At 72.1% G+C, this 18016-nt stretch carries 21 protein-coding genes; 12 read left to right on the top strand and 9 right to left on the bottom strand.

The window, feature by feature from the left end:
• Positions 1 to 5 precede the first annotated feature (5 nt).
• From R6Y94_RS33820 to R6Y94_RS33805, 4 genes are all read right to left on the bottom strand, one after another.
• Positions 6 to 164, bottom strand: coding sequence for a hypothetical protein (locus tag R6Y94_RS33820; RefSeq protein ID WP_165436875.1), 159 nt, complete (start codon positions 162 to 164; stop codon positions 6 to 8).
• 119 nt (positions 165 to 283) lie between these two features.
• Entirely contained in the window at positions 284 to 955 is a 672-nt protein-coding gene (locus R6Y94_RS33815) for a DUF6758 family protein (RefSeq protein WP_412102939.1), read from the bottom strand.
• 147 nt (positions 956 to 1102) lie between these two features.
• Positions 1103 to 1741: an RNA methyltransferase gene (locus R6Y94_RS33810; RefSeq protein WP_318400276.1), complete on the bottom strand. Its 639-nt coding sequence runs from the start codon at positions 1739 to 1741 to the stop codon at positions 1103 to 1105.
• A gap of 26 nt (positions 1742 to 1767) precedes the next feature.
• Complete coding sequence (locus tag R6Y94_RS33805) at positions 1768 to 2307, bottom strand: hypothetical protein (RefSeq protein ID WP_318400274.1); 540 nt, start codon at positions 2305 to 2307, stop codon at positions 1768 to 1770.
• A gap of 631 nt (positions 2308 to 2938) precedes the next feature.
• Between R6Y94_RS33805 and trxA the strand changes: the two genes are divergently transcribed.
• The 3 genes from trxA to R6Y94_RS33790 all read left to right on the top strand — a co-directional run bounded on the left by trxA (position 2939) and on the right by R6Y94_RS33790 (position 4787).
• Positions 2939 to 3301 (top strand): thioredoxin, encoded by a 363-nt coding sequence (gene trxA / locus R6Y94_RS33800; RefSeq protein WP_318400272.1) that lies wholly within the window; start codon positions 2939 to 2941, stop codon positions 3299 to 3301.
• A 134-nt stretch (positions 3302 to 3435) separates the two neighbouring features.
• Entirely contained in the window at positions 3436 to 3873 is a 438-nt protein-coding gene (locus R6Y94_RS33795; protein ID WP_318400271.1) for a hypothetical protein, read from the top strand.
• The gene (locus R6Y94_RS33790) at positions 3870 to 4787 is read left to right on the top strand and encodes an MFS transporter permease (RefSeq protein WP_318400269.1); all 918 of its coding nucleotides are present in this window, start codon (positions 3870 to 3872) and stop codon (positions 4785 to 4787) included. Before R6Y94_RS33795 ends, R6Y94_RS33790 begins: the two co-directional genes overlap by 4 nt.
• On the opposite strand, the gene R6Y94_RS33785 is transcribed toward R6Y94_RS33790, so the two are convergent.
• From R6Y94_RS33785 to R6Y94_RS33775, 3 genes are all read right to left on the bottom strand, one after another.
• The gene (locus R6Y94_RS33785; protein WP_318400268.1) at positions 4727 to 5170 is read right to left on the bottom strand and encodes a DUF393 domain-containing protein; all 444 of its coding nucleotides are present in this window, start codon (positions 5168 to 5170) and stop codon (positions 4727 to 4729) included. The genes R6Y94_RS33790 and R6Y94_RS33785 overlap by 61 nt on opposite strands.
• Positions 5171 to 5203: 33 nt before the next feature.
• Positions 5204 to 6019 (bottom strand): sugar phosphate isomerase/epimerase family protein, encoded by an 816-nt coding sequence (locus R6Y94_RS33780; RefSeq protein ID WP_318400266.1) that lies wholly within the window; start codon positions 6017 to 6019, stop codon positions 5204 to 5206.
• Between the two features lie 119 nt (positions 6020 to 6138).
• On the bottom strand, positions 6139 to 7317 hold the full coding sequence (locus tag R6Y94_RS33775) for a Gfo/Idh/MocA family oxidoreductase (RefSeq protein ID WP_318400264.1): 1179 nt from the start codon (positions 7315 to 7317) through the stop codon (positions 6139 to 6141).
• A 302-nt stretch (positions 7318 to 7619) separates the two neighbouring features.
• Here R6Y94_RS33775 and R6Y94_RS33770 point away from each other — a divergent pair, with 302 nt between their 5' ends.
• The 4 genes from R6Y94_RS33770 to R6Y94_RS33755 all read left to right on the top strand — a co-directional run bounded on the left by R6Y94_RS33770 (position 7620) and on the right by R6Y94_RS33755 (position 11536).
• The gene (locus tag R6Y94_RS33770; protein WP_318400262.1) at positions 7620 to 8648 is read left to right on the top strand and encodes a LacI family DNA-binding transcriptional regulator; all 1029 of its coding nucleotides are present in this window, start codon (positions 7620 to 7622) and stop codon (positions 8646 to 8648) included.
• 93 nt (positions 8649 to 8741) lie between these two features.
• Positions 8742 to 10280: an Rv2578c family radical SAM protein gene (locus R6Y94_RS33765; protein WP_318400260.1), complete on the top strand. Its 1539-nt coding sequence runs from the start codon at positions 8742 to 8744 to the stop codon at positions 10278 to 10280.
• Positions 10281 to 10378: 98 nt separating this feature from the next.
• On the top strand, positions 10379 to 10786 hold the full coding sequence (locus tag R6Y94_RS33760) for a CoA-binding protein (RefSeq protein WP_318400258.1): 408 nt from the start codon (positions 10379 to 10381) through the stop codon (positions 10784 to 10786).
• Between the two features lie 198 nt (positions 10787 to 10984).
• Entirely contained in the window at positions 10985 to 11536 is a 552-nt protein-coding gene (locus tag R6Y94_RS33755) for a DUF4190 domain-containing protein (protein WP_318400256.1), read from the top strand.
• A gap of 70 nt (positions 11537 to 11606) precedes the next feature.
• Here R6Y94_RS33755 and R6Y94_RS33750 read toward each other — a convergent pair whose 3' ends face one another.
• Positions 11607 to 12461, bottom strand: coding sequence for an SDR family NAD(P)-dependent oxidoreductase (locus R6Y94_RS33750; protein WP_412102947.1), 855 nt, complete (start codon positions 12459 to 12461; stop codon positions 11607 to 11609).
• A gap of 336 nt (positions 12462 to 12797) precedes the next feature.
• On the opposite strand from R6Y94_RS33750, the gene R6Y94_RS33745 reads away from it, so the two are divergent.
• Both R6Y94_RS33745 and R6Y94_RS33740 read left to right on the top strand, forming a co-directional pair.
• Positions 12798 to 13361: a DUF4190 domain-containing protein gene (locus R6Y94_RS33745; protein WP_318400252.1), complete on the top strand. Its 564-nt coding sequence runs from the start codon at positions 12798 to 12800 to the stop codon at positions 13359 to 13361.
• Positions 13362 to 13405: 44 nt separating this feature from the next.
• Positions 13406 to 13846, top strand: coding sequence for a DUF4190 domain-containing protein (locus R6Y94_RS33740; RefSeq protein WP_318400250.1), 441 nt, complete (start codon positions 13406 to 13408; stop codon positions 13844 to 13846).
• Positions 13847 to 13980: 134 nt separating this feature from the next.
• Here R6Y94_RS33740 and R6Y94_RS33735 read toward each other — a convergent pair whose 3' ends face one another.
• The gene (locus R6Y94_RS33735; protein ID WP_318400248.1) at positions 13981 to 14997 is read right to left on the bottom strand and encodes a DMT family transporter; all 1017 of its coding nucleotides are present in this window, start codon (positions 14995 to 14997) and stop codon (positions 13981 to 13983) included.
• Positions 14998 to 15214: 217 nt separating this feature from the next.
• Here R6Y94_RS33735 and R6Y94_RS33730 point away from each other — a divergent pair, with 217 nt between their 5' ends.
• The 3 genes from R6Y94_RS33730 (at position 15215) to R6Y94_RS33720 (ending at position 17933) form a co-directional block, all read left to right on the top strand.
• On the top strand, positions 15215 to 15949 hold the full coding sequence (locus tag R6Y94_RS33730; RefSeq protein WP_318400246.1) for an HAD family hydrolase: 735 nt from the start codon (positions 15215 to 15217) through the stop codon (positions 15947 to 15949).
• Entirely contained in the window at positions 15937 to 16458 is a 522-nt protein-coding gene (locus tag R6Y94_RS33725) for a hypothetical protein (RefSeq protein ID WP_318400244.1), read from the top strand. Before R6Y94_RS33730 ends, R6Y94_RS33725 begins: the two co-directional genes overlap by 13 nt.
• Positions 16459 to 16730: 272 nt before the next feature.
• Complete coding sequence (locus R6Y94_RS33720; protein WP_318400242.1) at positions 16731 to 17933, top strand: Mrp/NBP35 family ATP-binding protein; 1203 nt, start codon at positions 16731 to 16733, stop codon at positions 17931 to 17933.
• Positions 17934 to 18016: the final 83 nt, after the last annotated feature.

The following is an 18016-nucleotide window of genomic DNA, read 5'->3' as shown; positions in this document are numbered from 1 at the left end:
GGCGATTAAGCGACGAGGTCGGTGAAGAAGTCGCCGAAGCCCTGGGCAACGTCCAGCAGACTGCCGCCCAGCGACTTGAAGACGTCGGCGGCGGAGGAGGGCTGGTAGGCGATGAAGAAAACCAGGAAGGCGATACCGCCCCAGGTGAGGACCTTTTTAACCATGGCGGGCCATCCCTCCGTGCGGCACCGGGTTGCGAACCCCGGCAAAACCCAGAGTATCAGTCGGGTGTCCTGCGGGAAATAATCCACATACGCCCTCCGCCCCAGCCTGACCGGCCATATCAGACCCTCCCGTGCAGGTAGGGGGACGGAGCACCGTACACGAGCTCGGGCGGTGTCCACTCGGCCAGGTCGTGGAGTTCGACGTCTTCCGCGAGGAGGTAACCCGCACTCGCCGGCCAGGCTATCGCATAGAGCCAGATCCCCCGAGCTTCACCGGCGTAGGCACTCCGGTCTGTCGGAGATTTGACTGACCATAGTGGAGTCGGATGCCCGGCGGCCCTGACCTTGGCGTGCCCGATCCGCTCGGCGGATCCCGAGCCGGGATCGGTCAGCGCCTCCTCGAGCTGCGGCCCCGGGTCGACCCCGGTGGTACCGGCCAGTCGGGTGCCCAGGCCGACGCCCGGCTCCTCGGCGACCAGCACCAGGTCGGCGGGTCCGCCGCCGAGCGGGTCCGGCCCGGTGCAGGCCACCGCGGTCGCGCGTACGCCGCCACGATCGTCACCGGCCCAGCCGACCCCGGTCATCGTCCAGCCCTGCGGAAGTGGCCAGGGGCACCAGAGCGGCAGCGGGGAGCCGGCCCGGGTTGCCGGGCTGCCGTTCTCCTGGTCGGCGGGGTCGCGCTGCTCGATGATCCGCTCGACGGTGCTGGCCACGATCTCCGGCCCGATGTGCTCCGCGACGTGCAGCGGGCAGACCGGGCCGCAGTCCGGGCACCGCCAGGCAGTGTGCATCAGGTCCGGCGCTCTGACCGGACCGCCGCAACGCGGACAACTGACCGCGACACCCACGACAACTACAGTCCCCGCACCTGTGCCCCGAGTCAAGGCGAACCGGCCTTTTCGGTCGTTCTGCGTACGGTCGGGACGCCTTGCCCCAGGTCAGCCGGTCTCGCCGGGCGGCTCCGCGCCGTACGTGCGGATCCAGGCGTGCATGGCGATGCCGCTGGCCACCCCGGCGTTGATCGACCGGGTCGAGCCGTACTGGGCGATCGAGAAGACCGCCGAGCAGGCGAGCCGGGCCGGCTCGGACAGCCCCGGGCCCTCCTGCCCGAACAGCAGTACGCAGCGGCGCGGCAACACCACGCTCTCCAGGGGTCGCGACCCGGGCAGGTTGTCGATGCCGATCACCGACAGGTCGCCGGCGCGGCACCAGTCCAGGAAGGCCTCGATCGTCTCGTGGTGCCGGACGTGCTGGTAGCGGTCGGTGACCATGGCGCCCCGCCGGTTCCACCGCCGCCGGCCGACCACGTGCACCTCGGCCGCGAGGAAGGCGTTGGCGTTCCGGACCACGGTGCCGATGTTGAAGTCGTGCTGCCAGTTCTCGATCGCCACGTGGAAGTCGTGCCGGCGCAGGTCCAGGTCGGCGACGATCGCCTCCCGCCGCCAGTAGCGGTACCGGTCGACGACGTTGCGCCGGTCGCCGTGGCGCAGCAGTTCCGGGTCGTACCGGGGATCGGTCGGCGGCTCGCCCGGCCACGGCCCTACCCCGACCTCGAGTTCGACCTCGGTACCTTCCACGGTTGCCGAGGGTACGCACCCGGCGATCAGCCGGCGGAGCGCAGTCCCAGCGCCTCGCCGAGCTGGTCCAGCACCCGGCGCTGGTCCGGATCCACCGGATCGCCGAACGGGCGTGGCCGTCCGTCCGAACCGGCCGCTCGGCAGACCCGGGCCGCGACCGACTGCACCCACTGCCGGTAAGCGGCCGAGTCGGCCGGGTCGGCGTGTCGGGCCAGCGTCGCGACCGCGGCTCGACAGGACCGGAGCAGCTCGGCGAGTCCGCCGTCGACCCGTCCGGTGCGGACGGGTCCGGAGTGCCCGTCGTCGGACTCCGCGTAGATGGCGGCGACCACCGCCCGGACCAACTCGCTGTCGAACGACCGCCCGGCGGCGATGCCGTCCAGGCCGGCCAGCCCTTCGGTGACCGCCCGGACCGGGTTGTCCGGCCGGGCCGACGACGCCGCGACGATCACCCGGCCGGGCAGCCGGACGAGTAGCTGCCAGTCGTCGGGCGGGTAGCCGGTGGTGGTGGCCCGCCAGGCACCGTGCGTGGCACCGGGCGAGTCTGGAGATCCGGTGTGACTCATGGCGCCTCCCGGCTCAGCATAAGCCGCCGGTAGGCGGAAAGCCCGGTTCCGCCCGAAAAGCGGTAGTGCTGGTGTCGCCGTTGGTCGACCCGGCGGGCGTGATCGCGTGCGCCGACGCGACCGGCCGGACACGCCGGGCCCTCAGCGCTGATTTAAGGGTGTGCCCGGGCGGACAAACCGACCCCGGACGCAATGAGCGGCGGGGCCCTCCCCGGCACCCGCCGCCCACGCTCTGATGGGAAAGATTCTGCCCGACCCGACCCGGTCGACAGAAGAGTCCGCCACGAGATCGGGGTCACAGTTACCTTTTTGTAATGTTACTGAACGTGAACAGGCGTACGCGCCCGGCCATCCGTTATGTCACCTGTTTCCGCTTGCCAACCGGGAAGTTTCCGGATCACACCCGGACTGGCCAGCGGAAGTCTTGGAAACGCTCCCATAACTATCAGTCACCAAACTATGTCACCAGTGTTTCACTTCCAGGCCGGCTCAATGACCGATCCGCATCGATGCCCGGCCAGAACGTGAGCCGCCACACGATGACCGTTTCAACCCGTCGTGCCGGGGAATTCCAAGGAGGCCGGGTGGGTTTCCCAGTCGTAGGGCCAAATTGCGGTGATCGGAGAGATCAATGGCGACCGTTGAGCTGACCACAGCCAACTTCGACGAGGTGACCGAGCAGCCGGGCATCGTGCTGGTGGACTTCTGGGCGGACTGGTGTGGCCCGTGTAAGCGGTTCGCGCCGGTCTACGAGCGGTCTTCGGACAAGCATCAGGACATCGTCTTCGGCAAGGTGGACACCGAGGCGCAGCAGGATATCGCCGCGAAGTTCGACATCCGCTCCATCCCCACGATCATGGCCATCCGAGATGGCGTGATCGTCTTCGCCCAGCCCGGCGCCCTGCCGGAGTCGGCGCTGGAGTCGCTGATCGAGCAGGTGCAGGCGCTGGACATGGACGACGTACGCAAGCAGCTCGCCGAGCACAGCCACTGACGGCCAACTGGCCAGGTAACGACGACGCTCCGGCCGGACACCACGCATCGGTGTCCGGTCGGAGTCGTCCCGGCCCGGCGGCCTCGGACCGACGGTGCCCGGAGCTTGCGGGTACCGCGTAAGGTCTCGAACCGATGGACGCGTTGCCGAGGCGGGGCCGGAATCTCCGGGTGGGCCTCACCCTGCTGGCCGGCGCGGTGCTGCTCGCCGGCACTCTCTGGGGCCAGGACGACCACTTCCCGTTCGGCCCGTTCCGGATGTACGCCGGCTCCAACCCGCCGGACGACCCCGCCCCGGACACCCGGGTCGAGGGGATCGACGCCACCGGCGCGGTGGTCGGGCTCGGCGAGGAGAGCACCGGGATCCGCCGGGCCGAGATCGAGGGCCAGCAGGGCCGGTACGAGGCCGACCCGACCCTGCTGCGCCAGGTCGCCGACGCGTACGCGCAACGGCACCCCGGCGCACCGCCGATCGTCGAGGTACGCATCGTGATCCGCTGGTACGGCATCACGGACGGCCGGCCGACCGGCAACACGGTCGACGAGACGGTGGTCCGGTGGCAGGCCTCGTGAGCACGTCGAGACGGATCGGCGCCGCCGTGTCGGGCTGGCTGACCGAGCCGGTGCCGCTGGGCCGGGTCGCCGCCTTCCGTACCCTGGTCTACCTCTTCGTCGTGGCGGACCTGCTGGTCTTCACGCCCTGGATCCGCGACAAGGCCGGCATCCCCGGCGAGCTGTACCAGCCGCTCTTCGTCGGCCGGCTGCTGCCGCTGCCCACCCCGACCCCGCTGCTGGTCAACCTCATCTTCTGGGCGCTGCTGCTGCTCGCCCTCGCCGCCGCCACCGGGCGGGCGCCCCGGGCACTCGGCTGGGCCGTCTTCGTGCTCTATTTCGAGTGGATGGTCATCGCGATGAGCTACGGGAAGGTGGACCACGACCGGTTCGGCTTCCTGGTGGCGCTGGCCGTGCTGCCGACCGTGGGACGGGCCCGGCACGGCGACCGCACCGAGAGCGAGGCGGCCGGCTGGGCGCTGCGGATCACCCAGATCGCCGTGGTCTGCACCTACTTCCTGGCCGCCTGGGCCAAGCTCCGGTTCGGCGGACTGGAGTGGATGACCGGCTCGGTACTGGCCCGGGCGATCATCCGGCGCGGCACCGAGCTGGCCGACCTGATCGCCCAGGTGCCGTACCTGCTGATCGCGGCACAGTTCGGCATCATCGCGTTCGAGCTGCTCAGCCCGTTGGTGTTCGTGGTGCCGCCGCGCTGGCGGCAGGCCGTGGTGGCGTTCTTCTACTCGTTCCACCTGGTCACCGTCGCCACCATCACGATCTCGTTCGCCCCGCACCTGGTGGCGATGACCAGCTTCCTGCCGCTGGAGCGGCTACGCCCGGTCGAACGCCTACGCCGGCTGACCCGCCGACGCGGTCAGGACGCCGGACCGGTCCCGACGGAGCCGCCGGCCGCGCCGTCGCCGGCCGTGCCGTAGAGCCGGTCCCGGGTCGCCTGCGGCAGCGAGCAGGCGGCCGTACCACCCGGCAGGCGGTGTCGGTTCCGGGCCACCCAGCGGTACGCCGGCCAGGCCAGCAGGCGTACCGGAGGCAGTCGCAGGCCGGCGCCGAGCAGCCGCCAGCCGGGGCGGCTCGCGCCGAGCAGCCGGGCGATCGCGTCCGGCCCGGCCGCGCGTACACCGTCCGTGCCGACCCACCAGACCGCCTCCTCGCACTCGGCTACGGTCAGCCCGAGCGCGTCGAGGTCGGCGAACTGCCAGGGCACCACCCTGGCCCCGGTCGGGATCCGCCGGCCGATGAACTCGGCGCAGGTGGTGCAGAAGGCGCAGTCGCCGTCGTACACGAAGGTGGGCTGGTCCATGTCACCAGTTTCCCCCTCCGGCGACGGTGCCAACTAATCCACGTGGGCGAGATAACCCGAGAGGGTACGGTCCAGGATCTCCGGGCCGGGCCGGGCCCACACCTCGGCGTTGAAGACCTCCACCTCGATCGGCCCCCGGTAGCCGGCGGCGTCCACCGCCTCCCGGAACCGGCGCAACTCCACGCAGCCGTCGCCCGGCAGCGCCCGGCCGAGCAGCACCCCTTCGGGCAGCGGGGTGACCCAGTCGGCGACCTGGAAGCAAGCGATCCTTTCCTCCCGGCCGGCCCGGGCGATCTGCGCCCAGACCTGGTCGTCCCACCAGATGTGGTAGGTGTCCACCACCACCCCGACCGTCTCGGCGGAATGCGGCGCGGCCAGGTCCAGCGCCTGCCCGAGGCTGGACACGACGCAGCGGTCGGAGCAGTACATCGGGTGCAGCGGCTCGATCGCCAGCCGTACCCCGGCGGCGCTGGCGTGCGGCACCAGCTCGCCGATCGCCTCGCCGACGTGCGCGCGGGCCGCGTCCACGTCCCGGCTGCCCTCCGGTAGTCCGCCGGAGACCAGCACCAGCACCGGCGCCCCGAGCGTGGCGGCCTCGTCGATCGCCCGGCGGTTCTCGTCGTACCAGTCGGGGGTCTGGAAGAAACCACCCCGACAGAGTGAGGTGACCGCGAGCCCGGACTCGCGCATCAGCGTGGCGGTCTTGTCCAGGCCGTGTTCGAGGGTCTCCTCCCGCCACAGCCCGACCTGGGTGACCCCGGTCGACAGGCAGCCGGCGACCAGCTCGGGAATCGGCCAGTACTTGGCGGTGGCCTGGTTGAACGAGAACCGCTCCCGGACGGTGGTCATCGGATCGTGCCCTCCGTTCGTGACTGCGGGGCTCGCAAACCCGGCTCACTCCTCGCACTCACCCGTGCCGCCCTCCGTTCGTGACTGCGGGGCTCGCAAACCCGGCTCACTCCTCGCACTCACCGGACCGGCTCGCCGTCGAGGTCCGGGATCTCGATGCGCCGGCCGTCCCGGGCGGAGGCGAGCCCCAGCTCGGCGAGCTGTACGCCCCGGGCGCCCGCCCACAGGTCCCAGCTGTACGGCTCGTCGGCGACCACGTGCCGCAGGAACAGCTCCCACTGCGCCTTGAAGCCGTTGTCGAACTCCTCGTTGTCCGGTACGACCTGCCACTGCGACCGGAAGTCCTCGGTCGCCGGCAGGTCGGGGTTCCACACCGGCTTGGGCGTGCTGGCCCGGTGCTGGATCCGGCAGTTGCGCAGCCCGGCCACCGCGCTGCCCTCGGTGCCGTCGACCTGGAACTCCACCAGCTCGTCCCGGTAGACCCGGACCGACCAGGAGGAGTTGATCTGGGCGACGATCCGGCCCGACTGCCCCGGCCGCTCGATCTCGAAGATGCCGTACGCGGCGTCGTCTGCCGTGGCGTCGTAGCGCTCGCCGGCCTCATCCCAGCGTTCGGGGATGTGCGTGGTGACGTGCGCGGTCACCGCCGCGACCCGGCCGAAGATCTGCTCCAGCACGTAGTGCCAGTGCGGGAACATGTCGACCGTGATGCCGCCGCCGTCGGCGGCCCGGTAGTTCCAGGAGGGCCGCTGGGCCGCCTGCCAGTCACCCTCGAAGACCCAGTAGCCGAACTCGCCGCGTACCGAGAGGATGCGGCCGAAGAAGCCGCCCTTGACCAGCCGGTCAAGCTTGCGCAGGCCGGGCAGGAAGAGCTTGTCCTGCACCACGCCGTGCTTGATGCCGGCGGTGTCTGCGAGCCGGGCCAGCTCGATCGCGCCGGAAAGGTCCTCGGCGGTCGGCTTCTCGGTGTAGATGTGCTTGCCGGCCTCGATCGCCAGCTTCAGTGCCTTCTCCCGCTGGGCGGTGACCTGCGAGTCGAAGTAGATCTGCACGTCCGGGCGGGCCAGCGCGGCGGGCAGGTCGGTGGTCCACTCGGTGAGCCCGTGCCGCTGGGCGATCTCCTGGAGCTTGGCCTCGCTGCGGCCGACCAGGATCGGTTCGGGCCAGAGCCGGCGGCCGTCGGGCAGCGCCAGCCCGCCCTGCTCCCGGATGGCGAGAAGTGAGCGGACCAGGTGCTGCCGGTAGCCCATCCGGCCGGTCACGCCGTTGAGCACGATGCCGATCGTGGTGCGGCCCATGTACGTCGCCTCCTCAGGCTGGCTGATCCGCGGGTGCCACTCGTCGAGCGCGCGGGGGTACGTGGTGCGGTGGGGGTCGTCCTGGCGCGCGATGGTCGCGGTGGAGCACGCCGTACGTCGGTAAGCGCTTTCCCGATTACGCTACCGACTCCGTTCCGATTCGGGCAAGAGCCTGCCGGCACCCCGGTGATCTCCAGCCGTCGCCGGTCACCCAGCCCGCGACGGCCGTGAATGGCCTGGACGGCGCCGCGCTATCCTCACCTGCAACCGGCCACCGGGCGGCCGGGGAAGGACGCACCTCGATGGCCACTCTGGCGGATGTCGCGCGGCGGGCCGGCGTGTCACCCGCCACCGCGTCAAGGATCATCAACGGCAGCCCCAAGCCGGTGACCGACGCGCTCCGCGAGCGGGTGCTGGCGGCGGTCGAAGAGTTGCAGTACGTGCCGAACGCGCACGCCCAGCAGCTCGCCCGCAACCACCGCAGCGCGGTCGGCGTGATCGTGCACGACGTCTCCGACCCGTACTTCGCGGAGATCACCCGAGGACTGCAACGGGTGGCCACCGAGCATGGCCGACTGGTCATCATCTGCAACACCTACCGGGACCCGGACAAGGAACTGGAGTACGTCGAGCTACTCCGGGCCAACCAGGCCGCCGCGATCATCCTGGCCGGCTCCGGTTACCACGACGAGCAGTTCACCAACACCCTCGACGCCAAACTGCGGGTCTACCAGTCCACCGGGGGGCACGTGGCGGTGATCGGCCGGCACGAGCACAGCGGGCATGCCGTCATCCCGGCGAACGAATCCGGCGGGCACCTGATCGGCGCAGAACTGTACGGCCTCGGGCATACCCGGATCGGGGTCGTCGCCGGGCCGCGCCATCTCACCACCACCACCGACCGGCTCGCCGGGCTGCGCCGGGCCGCGCGGGAACACGGCCAGAAGCTCACCACCCGGCAGATCGTCTACGCCGACTTCGACCGCTCGGGCGGCGCCACCGCCACCGCCACCCTGCTGGACAGCTATCCGGGGGTCACCGCGATCGTCGCGTTGAACGACTCGATGGCGATCGGCGCGCTCGCGCTGCTGCGGTCCCGGGGCATCGACGTACCGGGTCAGATCAGTGTGGTCGGCTTCGACGACATGCCGATCGCCCAGGACGTGACGCCCGCGCTCACCACGATCCGGCTGCCCCTGGCCGACATGGGAGCCCGGGCGATGACCCTCGCGCTGCAACCTCCCGAGCCGCTGAACACCCCGCAGATCGAGCACGTCGCCGCGGAGCTGGTCCGCCGGGAGAGCAGCGGCCCGCCGGCCGACGACCGGTAGCCGCGGTCCCGCCTTCGATTCTGCGGTCGCCGCCGGGTCACGCCCGGCGTGGCGAGTTGCGCGGAGTCTCGTACGCATGTTCGAATAGTGGCCATGCGCTGGGAAAACCTGACGTCGGCTCCCCCCGACAGCGGGACCCCTCCGGGGGCGGCGCCGGCGGCTCCACCCCTGCCGCTGGCGCTGCCCGGCGCGACCGTCCGCACCTTCGACACCCCCGGCTTCGCCGGCATGACCTTCTACGAGATACGCGCCAAGTCGATCATCAACAGGGTGCCGGGCGCCTCGCGAGTGCCGTTCCAGTGGACGATCAACCCCTACCGGGGGTGCAGCCACGCCTGCGCCTACTGCCTGGCCGGTGACACCGCGATCCTGCTCGCCGACGGGCGCACCCGACCGTTGGCCGAGCTGCGGATCGGCGACCAGATCTACGGCACCGTCACGCAGGGCAACCACCGGCGCTACGTCCGGACGGAGGTGCTGGCGCACTGGTCGACGGTGAAGCCGGCGTACCGGATCGTCCTGGCGGACGGCACCGAGCTGACCGCCAGCGGCGACCACCGGTTCCTCACCCCGCGCGGCTGGAAGCACGTCGTCGGCGCGCTGCCCGGCGAGCCGCCCCGGCCATATCTGGCGATCACCGACAGCCTGGTCGGCACCGGACGGGCCACTCCCGGTCCCGCCGACCTACCCGCCGGCGGGCTCGACGGAACGATCCTCGGCGGCCGGGCGGTGCTGCGGATCCGCAGCATCGAGCCGCTCGACCAGGAGTTCCAGCTCTACGACATCACCACCGGCACCGGCGACTTCGTCGCCAACGGGGTGGTCAGCCACAACTGCTTCGCCCGGGGCACGCACACCTATCTCGACCTCGACGCCGGCCGCGACTTCGACAGCAAAGTGGTCGTCAAGGTCAACGCGGGCGAGCTGGTCCGCCGCGAGCTGGCGACGCCGAAGTGGGCAGGCGCGCACATCGCGATGGGCACCAACGTCGACTGCTACCAGCGCGCCGAGGGGCGCTACCGGCTGATGCCGCCGATCCTGACGGCGCTGCGCGACTTCGCCAACCCGTTCTCGATCCTGACCAAGGGCACCCTGATCCTGCGCGACCTGCCACTGCTCCAGCAGGCGGCCACGGTCACCCAGGTCGGTGTCTCGATGTCGATCGGCTTCGTCGACGAGCGGATGTGGCGGTCCGTAGAGTCGGGCACGCCCAGCCCGCGACGCCGGCTCGACGCGGTACGCCGGCTGACCGACGCCGGCTTTGCGGTCGGGGTGCTGATGGCCCCGATCCTGCCCGGGCTGACCGACGGCGACGAGTCGATCGAGGAGACGGTGGCCGCGATCGCGGCGGCCGGCGCGGCGAGCATCACCCCGCTGCCACTGCACCTGCGTCCCGGCGCCCGGGAGTGGTACGCGAGCTGGCTGGCCCGGGAGTTCCCGCACCTGGTGACGCGCTACCGAGCCCTCTTCAGCCGAGGCTCCTACCTGCCGCAGGCATACCAGCGCGAGCTGACCGCCCGGGTGCGGATGGCGGCCCGCCGCCACGGTCTGCACCGCTCCGAGCCGGGTGAAGCCCGCCAGGTGCCGGTGCCGGCCCCGGCACCCGTCGTCGAACAGCTCACCCTGCTCTGACCGGCTTCCCTGCCGGCCGGCGCCACCGTCGCGGCCTCCCCAGATCCGCCTCGGGGTCGAACGGGGCTGACGGTACGGGACCGAGCTACTGTCGCGGGGTGCGTAGTCCTGAGCAGATCCTGGCCGAGGCCCGGGTGATAGCCGTGGTCGGGGCGTCCCGTGACCCGGGCAAGCCGGCTCACAGCGTCCCGGCGCTGATGCAGCGGTACGGCTGGCGGATCATCCCGGTCAACCCGAAGGCGGACGAACTCTTCGGGGAGCGGGTCTACCGCTCTCTCGCCGAGATCCCGCATCCTGTCGACCTGGTCGACGTGTTCCGGCCGGCCGAGGACGCCGTGGAGGTGGTCCGGGAGGCGGTCGCGATCGGCGCCCCGGCGGTCTGGCTGCAACTCGGCATCGTCTCCACCGAAGCGAGGCGAATCGCCGAGGAGGCCGGTATCGACTACGTCGAGGACCGCTGCCTGGCGGTGGAACGCGCCACGGCCGGCCTGTCCCGCCGAGGCTGACCAGCACGATCTCTCGCGCCACGGCTCCTCAGCACCCACCCCTGGCGTCACGGCTCCTCAGCACCCACCCCCGCGCCACGGCTCCTCAGCACCTGCCGGCGCTGGCGGTGAACTTCTCCACCGCAGGGCGCGCCATCCCGGACATTTGCCATGAAAGTCGGCGCTGACGGGTAGCGTTCTCGGTGAGGAGGCCGCGCTATGAGCAACCCAGGGCCGGGTGAGCCGCAGGATCCGCAGGGATCCCCGGTGCAGCCCCCGTCCGGCTCCGGCGAACGCCCCGACCGGCCCGCCCAGTACGGCGGCTACCCCGGCCAGTACGACCAACCCGGCCAGTACGACCGCCCCGAGCAGCCCGGCCAGTACGGCTATCCGGGCCAACCCGAGCAGCCCGGCTACTACGGCCAACCCGGCCAGTACGGCTACCAGGACCAGCCCGGTTACTACGGACAGCCGGGCCAGCCCGGTGCCCAGGGCGAGCCCGGCTACTACGGTCAGCCCGGCCGGCAGTCCGGCGTCAACCTGCTGGCGATCCTCTCCCTGGTCTTCGCCTTCGTCTTCGCGCCGGCCGGCATCGTGCTCGGGCACCTGGCCCGACGCCAGATCCGCCGCACCGGCGAACAGGGCGGCCAGTTGGCCACCTGGGGGCTGATACTCAGCTATGTCTTCACCGCGCTCTACCTGATCGGCTGCTGCGGCTGGCTGGCGCTGGTGAGCTGGGCCGGCGCGGAGGGCGACGGTGGCGCGTACTGACCCGGTCGGGCGGTGCGTCGCGGCGGTGCGCCGGGACCGCCCGACCGACCGGTGACGGACGGCTTTCCGGCTACCGGTACTCCGCCTCCCGCACGCTGTTGCCGCCGTCCACCACCAGCATCTGGCCGGTGATGTACGAGGCGGCCGGCGAGCAGAGGAAGGCGATCGCGGCGGCGACCTCGTCCGGGGTACCGGGGCGGCCGACCGGGGTGCCGAGCCCCTGCTTCAGTTCGGCCATGGTGGACGCCGCGGTGTAGATGGTCCCGGGCGCCACCGCGTTGACGGTGACCCCGTCGGCGATCATCTCCATCGCGAGCGCCCGGGTCAGCCCGACGACACCGGCCTTCGCGGCCGCGTACGCCGCCTCGGTCGGCAGGGCGTTGACCGGGCCGGCGGTGGCGGCGAGGTTGACGATCCGCCCCCAGCCCCGTTCGGCCATGCCGCCGCTGAACGCCCGACTGCACAGGAACGCCGTACTCAGGTTGCGTTCGATCTCCCGGTGCCACTCGTCGTAGCTCAACTGGGCGACCGGCCGGAGCACCTCGGGACTCGCCCGGCTCGCCAGGCCGGCGTTGTTGACCAGTACCTCCACCTCGCCGAGCTGCTCGACGATGGCGTCCGCCAGCGCGCCGACCTCGGCCTCGTCGGTGAGGTCCGCGACGAAGCCCGTCGCGCCCAGTTCGGTGGCCCGGTCGTGGATGCGTCGGGTGGTCGAGACGATCGCCACCCGGGCACCGAGCACGCAGAGCCGGCGGGCGGTCGCGTATCCGATCCCGTCCGGACTGCCGGCGCCGGTGACCAGCGCCACCCGCCCGTCCAGCCGCATCGTCACCGGTTCGGCGTCCTCGGCCGGCGCTCCCGTCCGGCCCGGGTCGATGCTCTGCGAGACGGTGCCCTGCGAGCCGGTACGGGGTCGGCGGGCCAGCGCGGGGCGCGTGGCGTCCCGACGAGGCCGATTACCGGATCTGTCCCCGGCGCGCGCGTCGAATACCATGCCCGCGATCCTGCCCGGTCCAGGCGATACGGGCAACGCCGCAGCGCCGTGGCACCGCCGACCGCGCGTGAGCCGAGACCGGCCCGGCACGCCGAGCGCGCGTGAGCCGAGACCGGCCCGGCACGCCGGGCGAGATCGGCCCGGCACGTCAGCCGAAGCCGGCCCGGCACGCCGGGCGACGGCCGCCGGCCGGATATGGGGACACCGATCTGGCGAACGCCGACTACCCTGGCGACGCATCCGAACGGACGAAGTGAGAGACCTCGAATGACCGACCCCCAGCAGAGCGGCTACTCCAGCGATCCGTCCTGGCAGGCACAACCACCGGCCCACCCCGGGGGCTACCAGGATCCGGGCTACCAGCCCATGTACCAGGACCCGACGGTGCAGGCGGCCGGCCCTGCCCAGCCCTACCAGCCGGGATATCCGGCCGACGCCGGCTACCCGACCCAGGCGTACCCGGCCGGCACGGATCCGATCAGCGGTCAACCGGTGATGGCTCCGGGCTATCCGCCGGCCGGTTACCCGGTCGTCACCCCGGGTCCGTCGACCAACGGCCTGTCGATCGCCGCGATGGTGGTCGCCATCGTGGGCGCGCTCGGGCTCTGCGGGTACGGACTGGGCGGCTACCTCGGTGCCGTCGGGGCGATCATGGGACACGTCGCCAGCAAGCAGATCCGCGAGCGCGGCGAGGGCGGCGCGGGATTCGCCAAGGCCGGCATCATCGTCGGCTGGATCTCCACCGCCATCGCGGTCCTCGCCACCATCGCCATCGTCATCTTCTTCGTCTGGTTGGCCAACCAACCGTCGTCGTACGACAGCGGCTACTGAGCATCGACACCGGCTACTGAGCATCCGGACCAGCAGGAGGCGCCGTGAACCCCGGCAGCACCGGTAACCCGCCCGAGCCCACCAGCGACCCGGGTGTCGTCGCACAGCCGGCCCTCGACGCGGGGCAGTACCCGGGACCGGCCGGCGAAGCGCCGCACCCGGGTTGGACGCCGGGCCACCCCGGCTACCCCGGCTACCCGTACGTGGTGCGCCGGCCGACGAACGGGATGGCGATCGCGGCCATGGTCACCGGGATCGTCGCCCTGTTCAGTTGCCAGCTCGTGGGCGGGGTCGCGGTCTATCTGGCGAAGAGGGCACGTACCGAGATCCAGGCGAGCGGCGAGGAGGGCAGCGGCTTCGCCACCGCCGGCCTCGTGCTCGGCTGGGTCTCGCTCGGGCTGGCCGCGCTGGGCCTGCTCTTCTTCCTCGCCTACCTGGGCTTCATGGGCGTGCTTTTCGCCACCACGGCGAGCACCTCGGGCTGACCCTCGGCCGGCCCGAGAATCCCCGGTAGACCCGAGACCCCCGGCCGGCCGGGATCGCGGCCACGCTCCGGCCGGTAACCTTTCGACCGGCGGACGTCCGGCCGGGCGGCCTTCGCGGCCGGCGGGATGTCAGGTCAGCGGTTCTGGTGCGCTCCTCCTGAGCGCGGCTCGCCGTCCGACAGGGGGCCGGCCTCCGGCGGGGCGGGCAGCGGCTCCGGGTGGACCCCGGTGCCGGGGCGCCGGGCGGCCCGCGCCTCGCCGTGCAGCACGACGGCGACGCCGGCCAGTAGCAGGACCAGCCCGGGCAGGGCGGCCGTCCGGGGTACCTGGCCCAGCCAGACCCAGGCGAGCAGCGCGGCGCCGGGCGCTTCGAGCAGGAAGAGCACGCTGATCGTGGTCGCCGAGATCCGGCGCAACGCGTAGTTGAACATCGAGTGCCCGAGCAGTTGGGCTCCCACCACCAGCCCCAGTACGGCGAGCCAGGTGCCGGCGTCATAGCCACCGAGGCGTACGCCGCCGGCCAGGCAGACCACCAGCAGCGCCGCCGCGCAGACCCCGTAGCAGATGGTGGTGTAGCCGAGGGTGCTGATGGTGCTCCGGACCCGTTCGCCGAGGGCGGTGTAGACCGCCGCCGCCATGCCACCGGCGACCGCGAGCAGGTCACCGGCGACGGCCCGGCCGGAGACCCCGAAGTCCGCGCCGACCGCCCAGATCGCGCCGACCACCGCGAGCCCGATGCCGAGCCAGGCGACCGTGGAGAGCCGTCGGCCCTGGCCGAGCGCGATCAGCCCCTGCCAGACCGGCTGGGTGACCACCAGCGCGGTGGCGGCGGCCACCGAGGTCAACTGGGCGCTCGGCATCCAGGTGGCGAAGTGCACCGCGAGGGCGAGACCGGCGAGCACGCAGTAGCCGGCGTCCCGGCGGCCGGTGTCGCTGGCCAGCGCCCGGAACTCGGCCCGGCGCCGGAAGAGCGCGACCGGCCCGAGCACGCCGACCGCGAGGAAGTTCCGCCAGAACGCGATGGCCAGCGCGGGCGCGGCGGCGAACGCGATCAACGGCGCCGACGAGGACACCGCCGCGATGGCGACCGCGACCGCGCCGATGCTCAGCGGATCGATCGAGGTCCCGGGCGGTGGTACGGCGACAGGCACGGAAAAATCCTCACATGTCACTGCGGGCCACCATCTGGTCGACAAATCGTTACGATCGTCCGATCGCGCCTGGCTCCACCCGGTTCCGGAGGCCTGCTCCCCCATGCCCACATACCGGTACCCCCTCCCGACAGACCGCTGCTCCGCCCCCGACTACCAACCCCGACCGGACCGGTCGGAACAGGGCGGGGAGCGGCGATTACCCGCGTACCGGGCCGTGCTGTTCGACTTTTTCGGCACCCTCACCTGCGCCAACCGGCGGGGACAGCAGCACGCGGTGGTCGCCGCACTGCTCGGCTGTGCCGTGGAGGCGCTGGTCGAGGTGCTCGACCGGTCCTTCTACCTGCGCGCCAGCGGCGCGCTCGGCGACGCCACCGACACCATGCGCTGGATCTGCGCGCAGGCCGGTGCCCGACCCTCCGCCGCCGACCTGCGCGCCGCTGTCGAGGCCCGGGTCGAGGCGGTACGCGCCGACACCCGACTCCGCCCCGAGGCGGTGACCGTGCTGCGCGCCGTTCGGCGTCGTGGCGTCCACACCGCGCTGGTCAGTGACTGTACCCACGAGCTTCCCGCATTCCTGCCGCAACTGCCGGTCGCGCCCCTGCTCGACGCGCGGGTCTTCTCGGTGCAGGTCGGCCGCTGCAAGCCCGATCCGGCGATCTATCTCGCCGCCTGCCACCGGCTGGGTGTCGCCCCGCCAGACTGCCTCTACGTCGGCGACGGTGGCAGCCAGGAACTCACCGGCGCCACCCGGGCCGGGATGACCGCGATCCGGCTGGCCGCCGCCGACCTCGGCGGTCACCTCGTCTTCAACCGGGACCTTGGCTGGACCGGTCCGGCACTCAGCTCGCTGACCGAGCTCCCCGGGCTGCTCGACGTACCTCCAAACCGGCCCGGGTCGGAGCCGGCGGGTTCCGTGCCGATCCCGGGTGAGGCAGGATGCGGGGTGTGACGGACGAGCAGGTGGCCCCGGTCTCGCCGCTGGTGACGGAGGCGGTGAAGAAGGCGGCCGTGGCCTGGGTGGCGGTCGGCGACCGGCCGCCGGTGGCGCTGTGGTGCGTCCCACTCGACGGCGGGCTGTACGTGGTGAGCGGCCCCGGCGAGCAGTCCGCGCCGGGGCTCGCCGAGACGCACACCGCGACGGTGACCCTGCGCGGCGACCACGGCGGGCGGATCGTCACCTGGCCGGCCGAGGTGTCCCGGGTCGCACCGGAGAGCGAGCAGTGGGCGACGGTGGCCCCCCAGGTGGCGGCCAAGCGGCTCAACGCCTCGGGCAGTCCGACCGACCTGGCCGAGCGGTGGAGGGCTGGCTGCGTGCTCAGCCGGCTGGCCCCGGCCGGCCCGCCGCTGGCCGCCGGGCAGACCCTGCCGGACGACTCGCTCGCCGCCCCGCCGCGCGAGGCCATCCCGGTGCGGCAGACCCGCCGGCCGTTCCGGTTGCACCGGGTCCGGCGCCGCTGACCGGGCCGCTGTCGGCGGACCAGCGAACCGCCCAGCGGCACAAAAAGCGCCGCGCGCCTCAAGGGGCTAGGCGCGCGGCGAACTTCAACGATCGTCGCACCCCGACGGGTACGGCGTCTACCGTCAAATCGCCAATTTCCCGACCCATGGCTGAACGCCCGACTTGCCGCCCCCGCCGTACTCGTTCGCTTCGTCTGTCGAATGCTGCTCAACGCCCGTCTGTCCCGGTGCGGCCGGCCAGTCGGACCGGCCGGCGACGTAGCATGGCGAACATGTCTGCTCCAGCCGTTCCCGGCCAGGAGGCCGTCGCCTCCGGCACCGACTCCGCCGTCCGGCCCACGAACGCCATCGAGGAGGCGGTGCACGCCGCGCTCGCCACCGTCGACGATCCGGAGATCCGCCGGCCGATCACCGAACTCGGCATGGTGCGCTCCGCCGTGGTCGCCGCCGACGGCACGGTACGGGTGGAACTGCTGCTCACCGTCGCCGGCTGCCCGCTGCGGGACAAGCTGCGTACCGACATCACCGCGGCGGTCGGCGCGGTACCGGGCGTGACCGGAGTCACCATCGACTTCGGCGTGATGAGTCCGGAGCAGCGGCAGGCGCTCCAAGCCCGGCTGCGCGGCGGCGGGCAGAGCCAGGAGCCGGTGATCCCGTTCGCCCAGCCCGGCTCCCGGACCCGGGTCTACGCCGTGGCCAGCGGCAAGGGCGGGGTCGGCAAGTCGAGCGTCACGGTCAACCTGGCCGCCGCCCTCGCCGCCAAGGGGCTCGCGGTGGGCGTCGTCGACGCGGACATCTACGGCCACTCCGTACCCCGGATGCTCGGCGTCGAAGGCCGGCCGACCCGGGTCGAAGACATGATCATGCCGCCCCAGTCGCACGGGGTGAAGGTGATCTCGATCGGCATGTTCACCGACGGCAACGCGGCGGTGGTCTGGCGGGGCCCGATGCTGCACCGCGCGTTGCAGCAGTTCCTCGCCGACGTCTACTGGGGCGACCTCGACGTCCTGCTGCTGGACCTGCCGCCGGGCACCGGCGACGTGGCCATCTCGCTGGCCCAGTTACTGCCCAACGCGGAGATCCTGGTGGTGACCACGCCGCAGACGGCGGCGGCCGAGGTGGCCGAGCGGGCCGGCGGGATCGCCCTGCAGACCCACCAGCGGCTGGTCGGGGTGGTGGAGAACATGTCGTGGCTGGATCTGCCGGACGGCTCCCGGATGGAGGTCTTCGGCTCCGGCGGCGGCGCCATGGTCGCCGAGTCGCTGACCAGGGTGATCGGCGCCCAGGTGCCGCTGCTGGGTCAGATCCCGCTGGACACCCGGGTACGCGAGGCCGGCGACGCCGGTGACCCCGTCGTACTCGCCGAGCCGGAGGCGCCGGCCGCCAAGGCGCTGGCCGCGGTCGCGGACCGGCTCGCCGTACGCCGCGAGTCGCTGCTCGGCAAGCCCCTCGGGCTCCGCCCCACCGGTCGCTGACCACCCGCGACGGCCGACGCTCGGGCGTCCACGTCCGCGCCCGACACCGGACCAACGTGGCATCAGCGCCTCGGATCAGGGAC

Source organism: Plantactinospora sp. KLBMP9567, assembly GCF_033446045.1.
GTDB lineage: Bacteria > Actinomycetota > Actinomycetes > Mycobacteriales > Micromonosporaceae > Plantactinospora.
Note: the sequence above shows the minus strand (reverse complement) of the source record. Positions and strands in the feature narration are given on the sequence as shown.

Excerpts from the sequence above, each read along its gene's own strand:
- R6Y94_RS33820 (WP_165436875.1), bottom strand. The coding sequence starts at position 164 with ATGGTTAAAAAGGTCCTCACCTGGGGCGGTATCGCCTTCCTGGTTTTC.
- R6Y94_RS33815 (WP_412102939.1), bottom strand. The coding sequence starts at position 955 with ATGCACACTGCCTGGCGGTGCCCGGACTGCGGCCCGGTCTGCCCGCTG.
- R6Y94_RS33805 (WP_318400274.1), bottom strand. The coding sequence starts at position 2,307 with ATGAGTCACACCGGATCTCCAGACTCGCCCGGTGCCACGCACGGTGCC.
- trxA (WP_318400272.1), top strand. The coding sequence starts at position 2,939 with ATGGCGACCGTTGAGCTGACCACAGCCAACTTCGACGAGGTGACCGAG.
- R6Y94_RS33795 (WP_318400271.1), top strand. The coding sequence starts at position 3,436 with ATGGACGCGTTGCCGAGGCGGGGCCGGAATCTCCGGGTGGGCCTCACC.
- R6Y94_RS33785 (WP_318400268.1), bottom strand. The coding sequence starts at position 5,170 with ATGGACCAGCCCACCTTCGTGTACGACGGCGACTGCGCCTTCTGCACC.
- R6Y94_RS33780 (WP_318400266.1), bottom strand. The coding sequence starts at position 6,019 with ATGACCACCGTCCGGGAGCGGTTCTCGTTCAACCAGGCCACCGCCAAG.
- R6Y94_RS33775 (WP_318400264.1), bottom strand. The coding sequence starts at position 7,317 with ATGGGCCGCACCACGATCGGCATCGTGCTCAACGGCGTGACCGGCCGG.
- R6Y94_RS33770 (WP_318400262.1), top strand. The coding sequence starts at position 7,620 with ATGGCCACTCTGGCGGATGTCGCGCGGCGGGCCGGCGTGTCACCCGCC.
- R6Y94_RS33765 (WP_318400260.1), top strand. The coding sequence starts at position 8,742 with ATGCGCTGGGAAAACCTGACGTCGGCTCCCCCCGACAGCGGGACCCCT.
- R6Y94_RS33755 (WP_318400256.1), top strand. The coding sequence starts at position 10,985 with ATGAGCAACCCAGGGCCGGGTGAGCCGCAGGATCCGCAGGGATCCCCG.
- R6Y94_RS33745 (WP_318400252.1), top strand. The coding sequence starts at position 12,798 with ATGACCGACCCCCAGCAGAGCGGCTACTCCAGCGATCCGTCCTGGCAG.
- R6Y94_RS33725 (WP_318400244.1), top strand. The coding sequence starts at position 15,937 with ATGCGGGGTGTGACGGACGAGCAGGTGGCCCCGGTCTCGCCGCTGGTG.
- R6Y94_RS33720 (WP_318400242.1), top strand. The coding sequence starts at position 16,731 with ATGTCTGCTCCAGCCGTTCCCGGCCAGGAGGCCGTCGCCTCCGGCACC.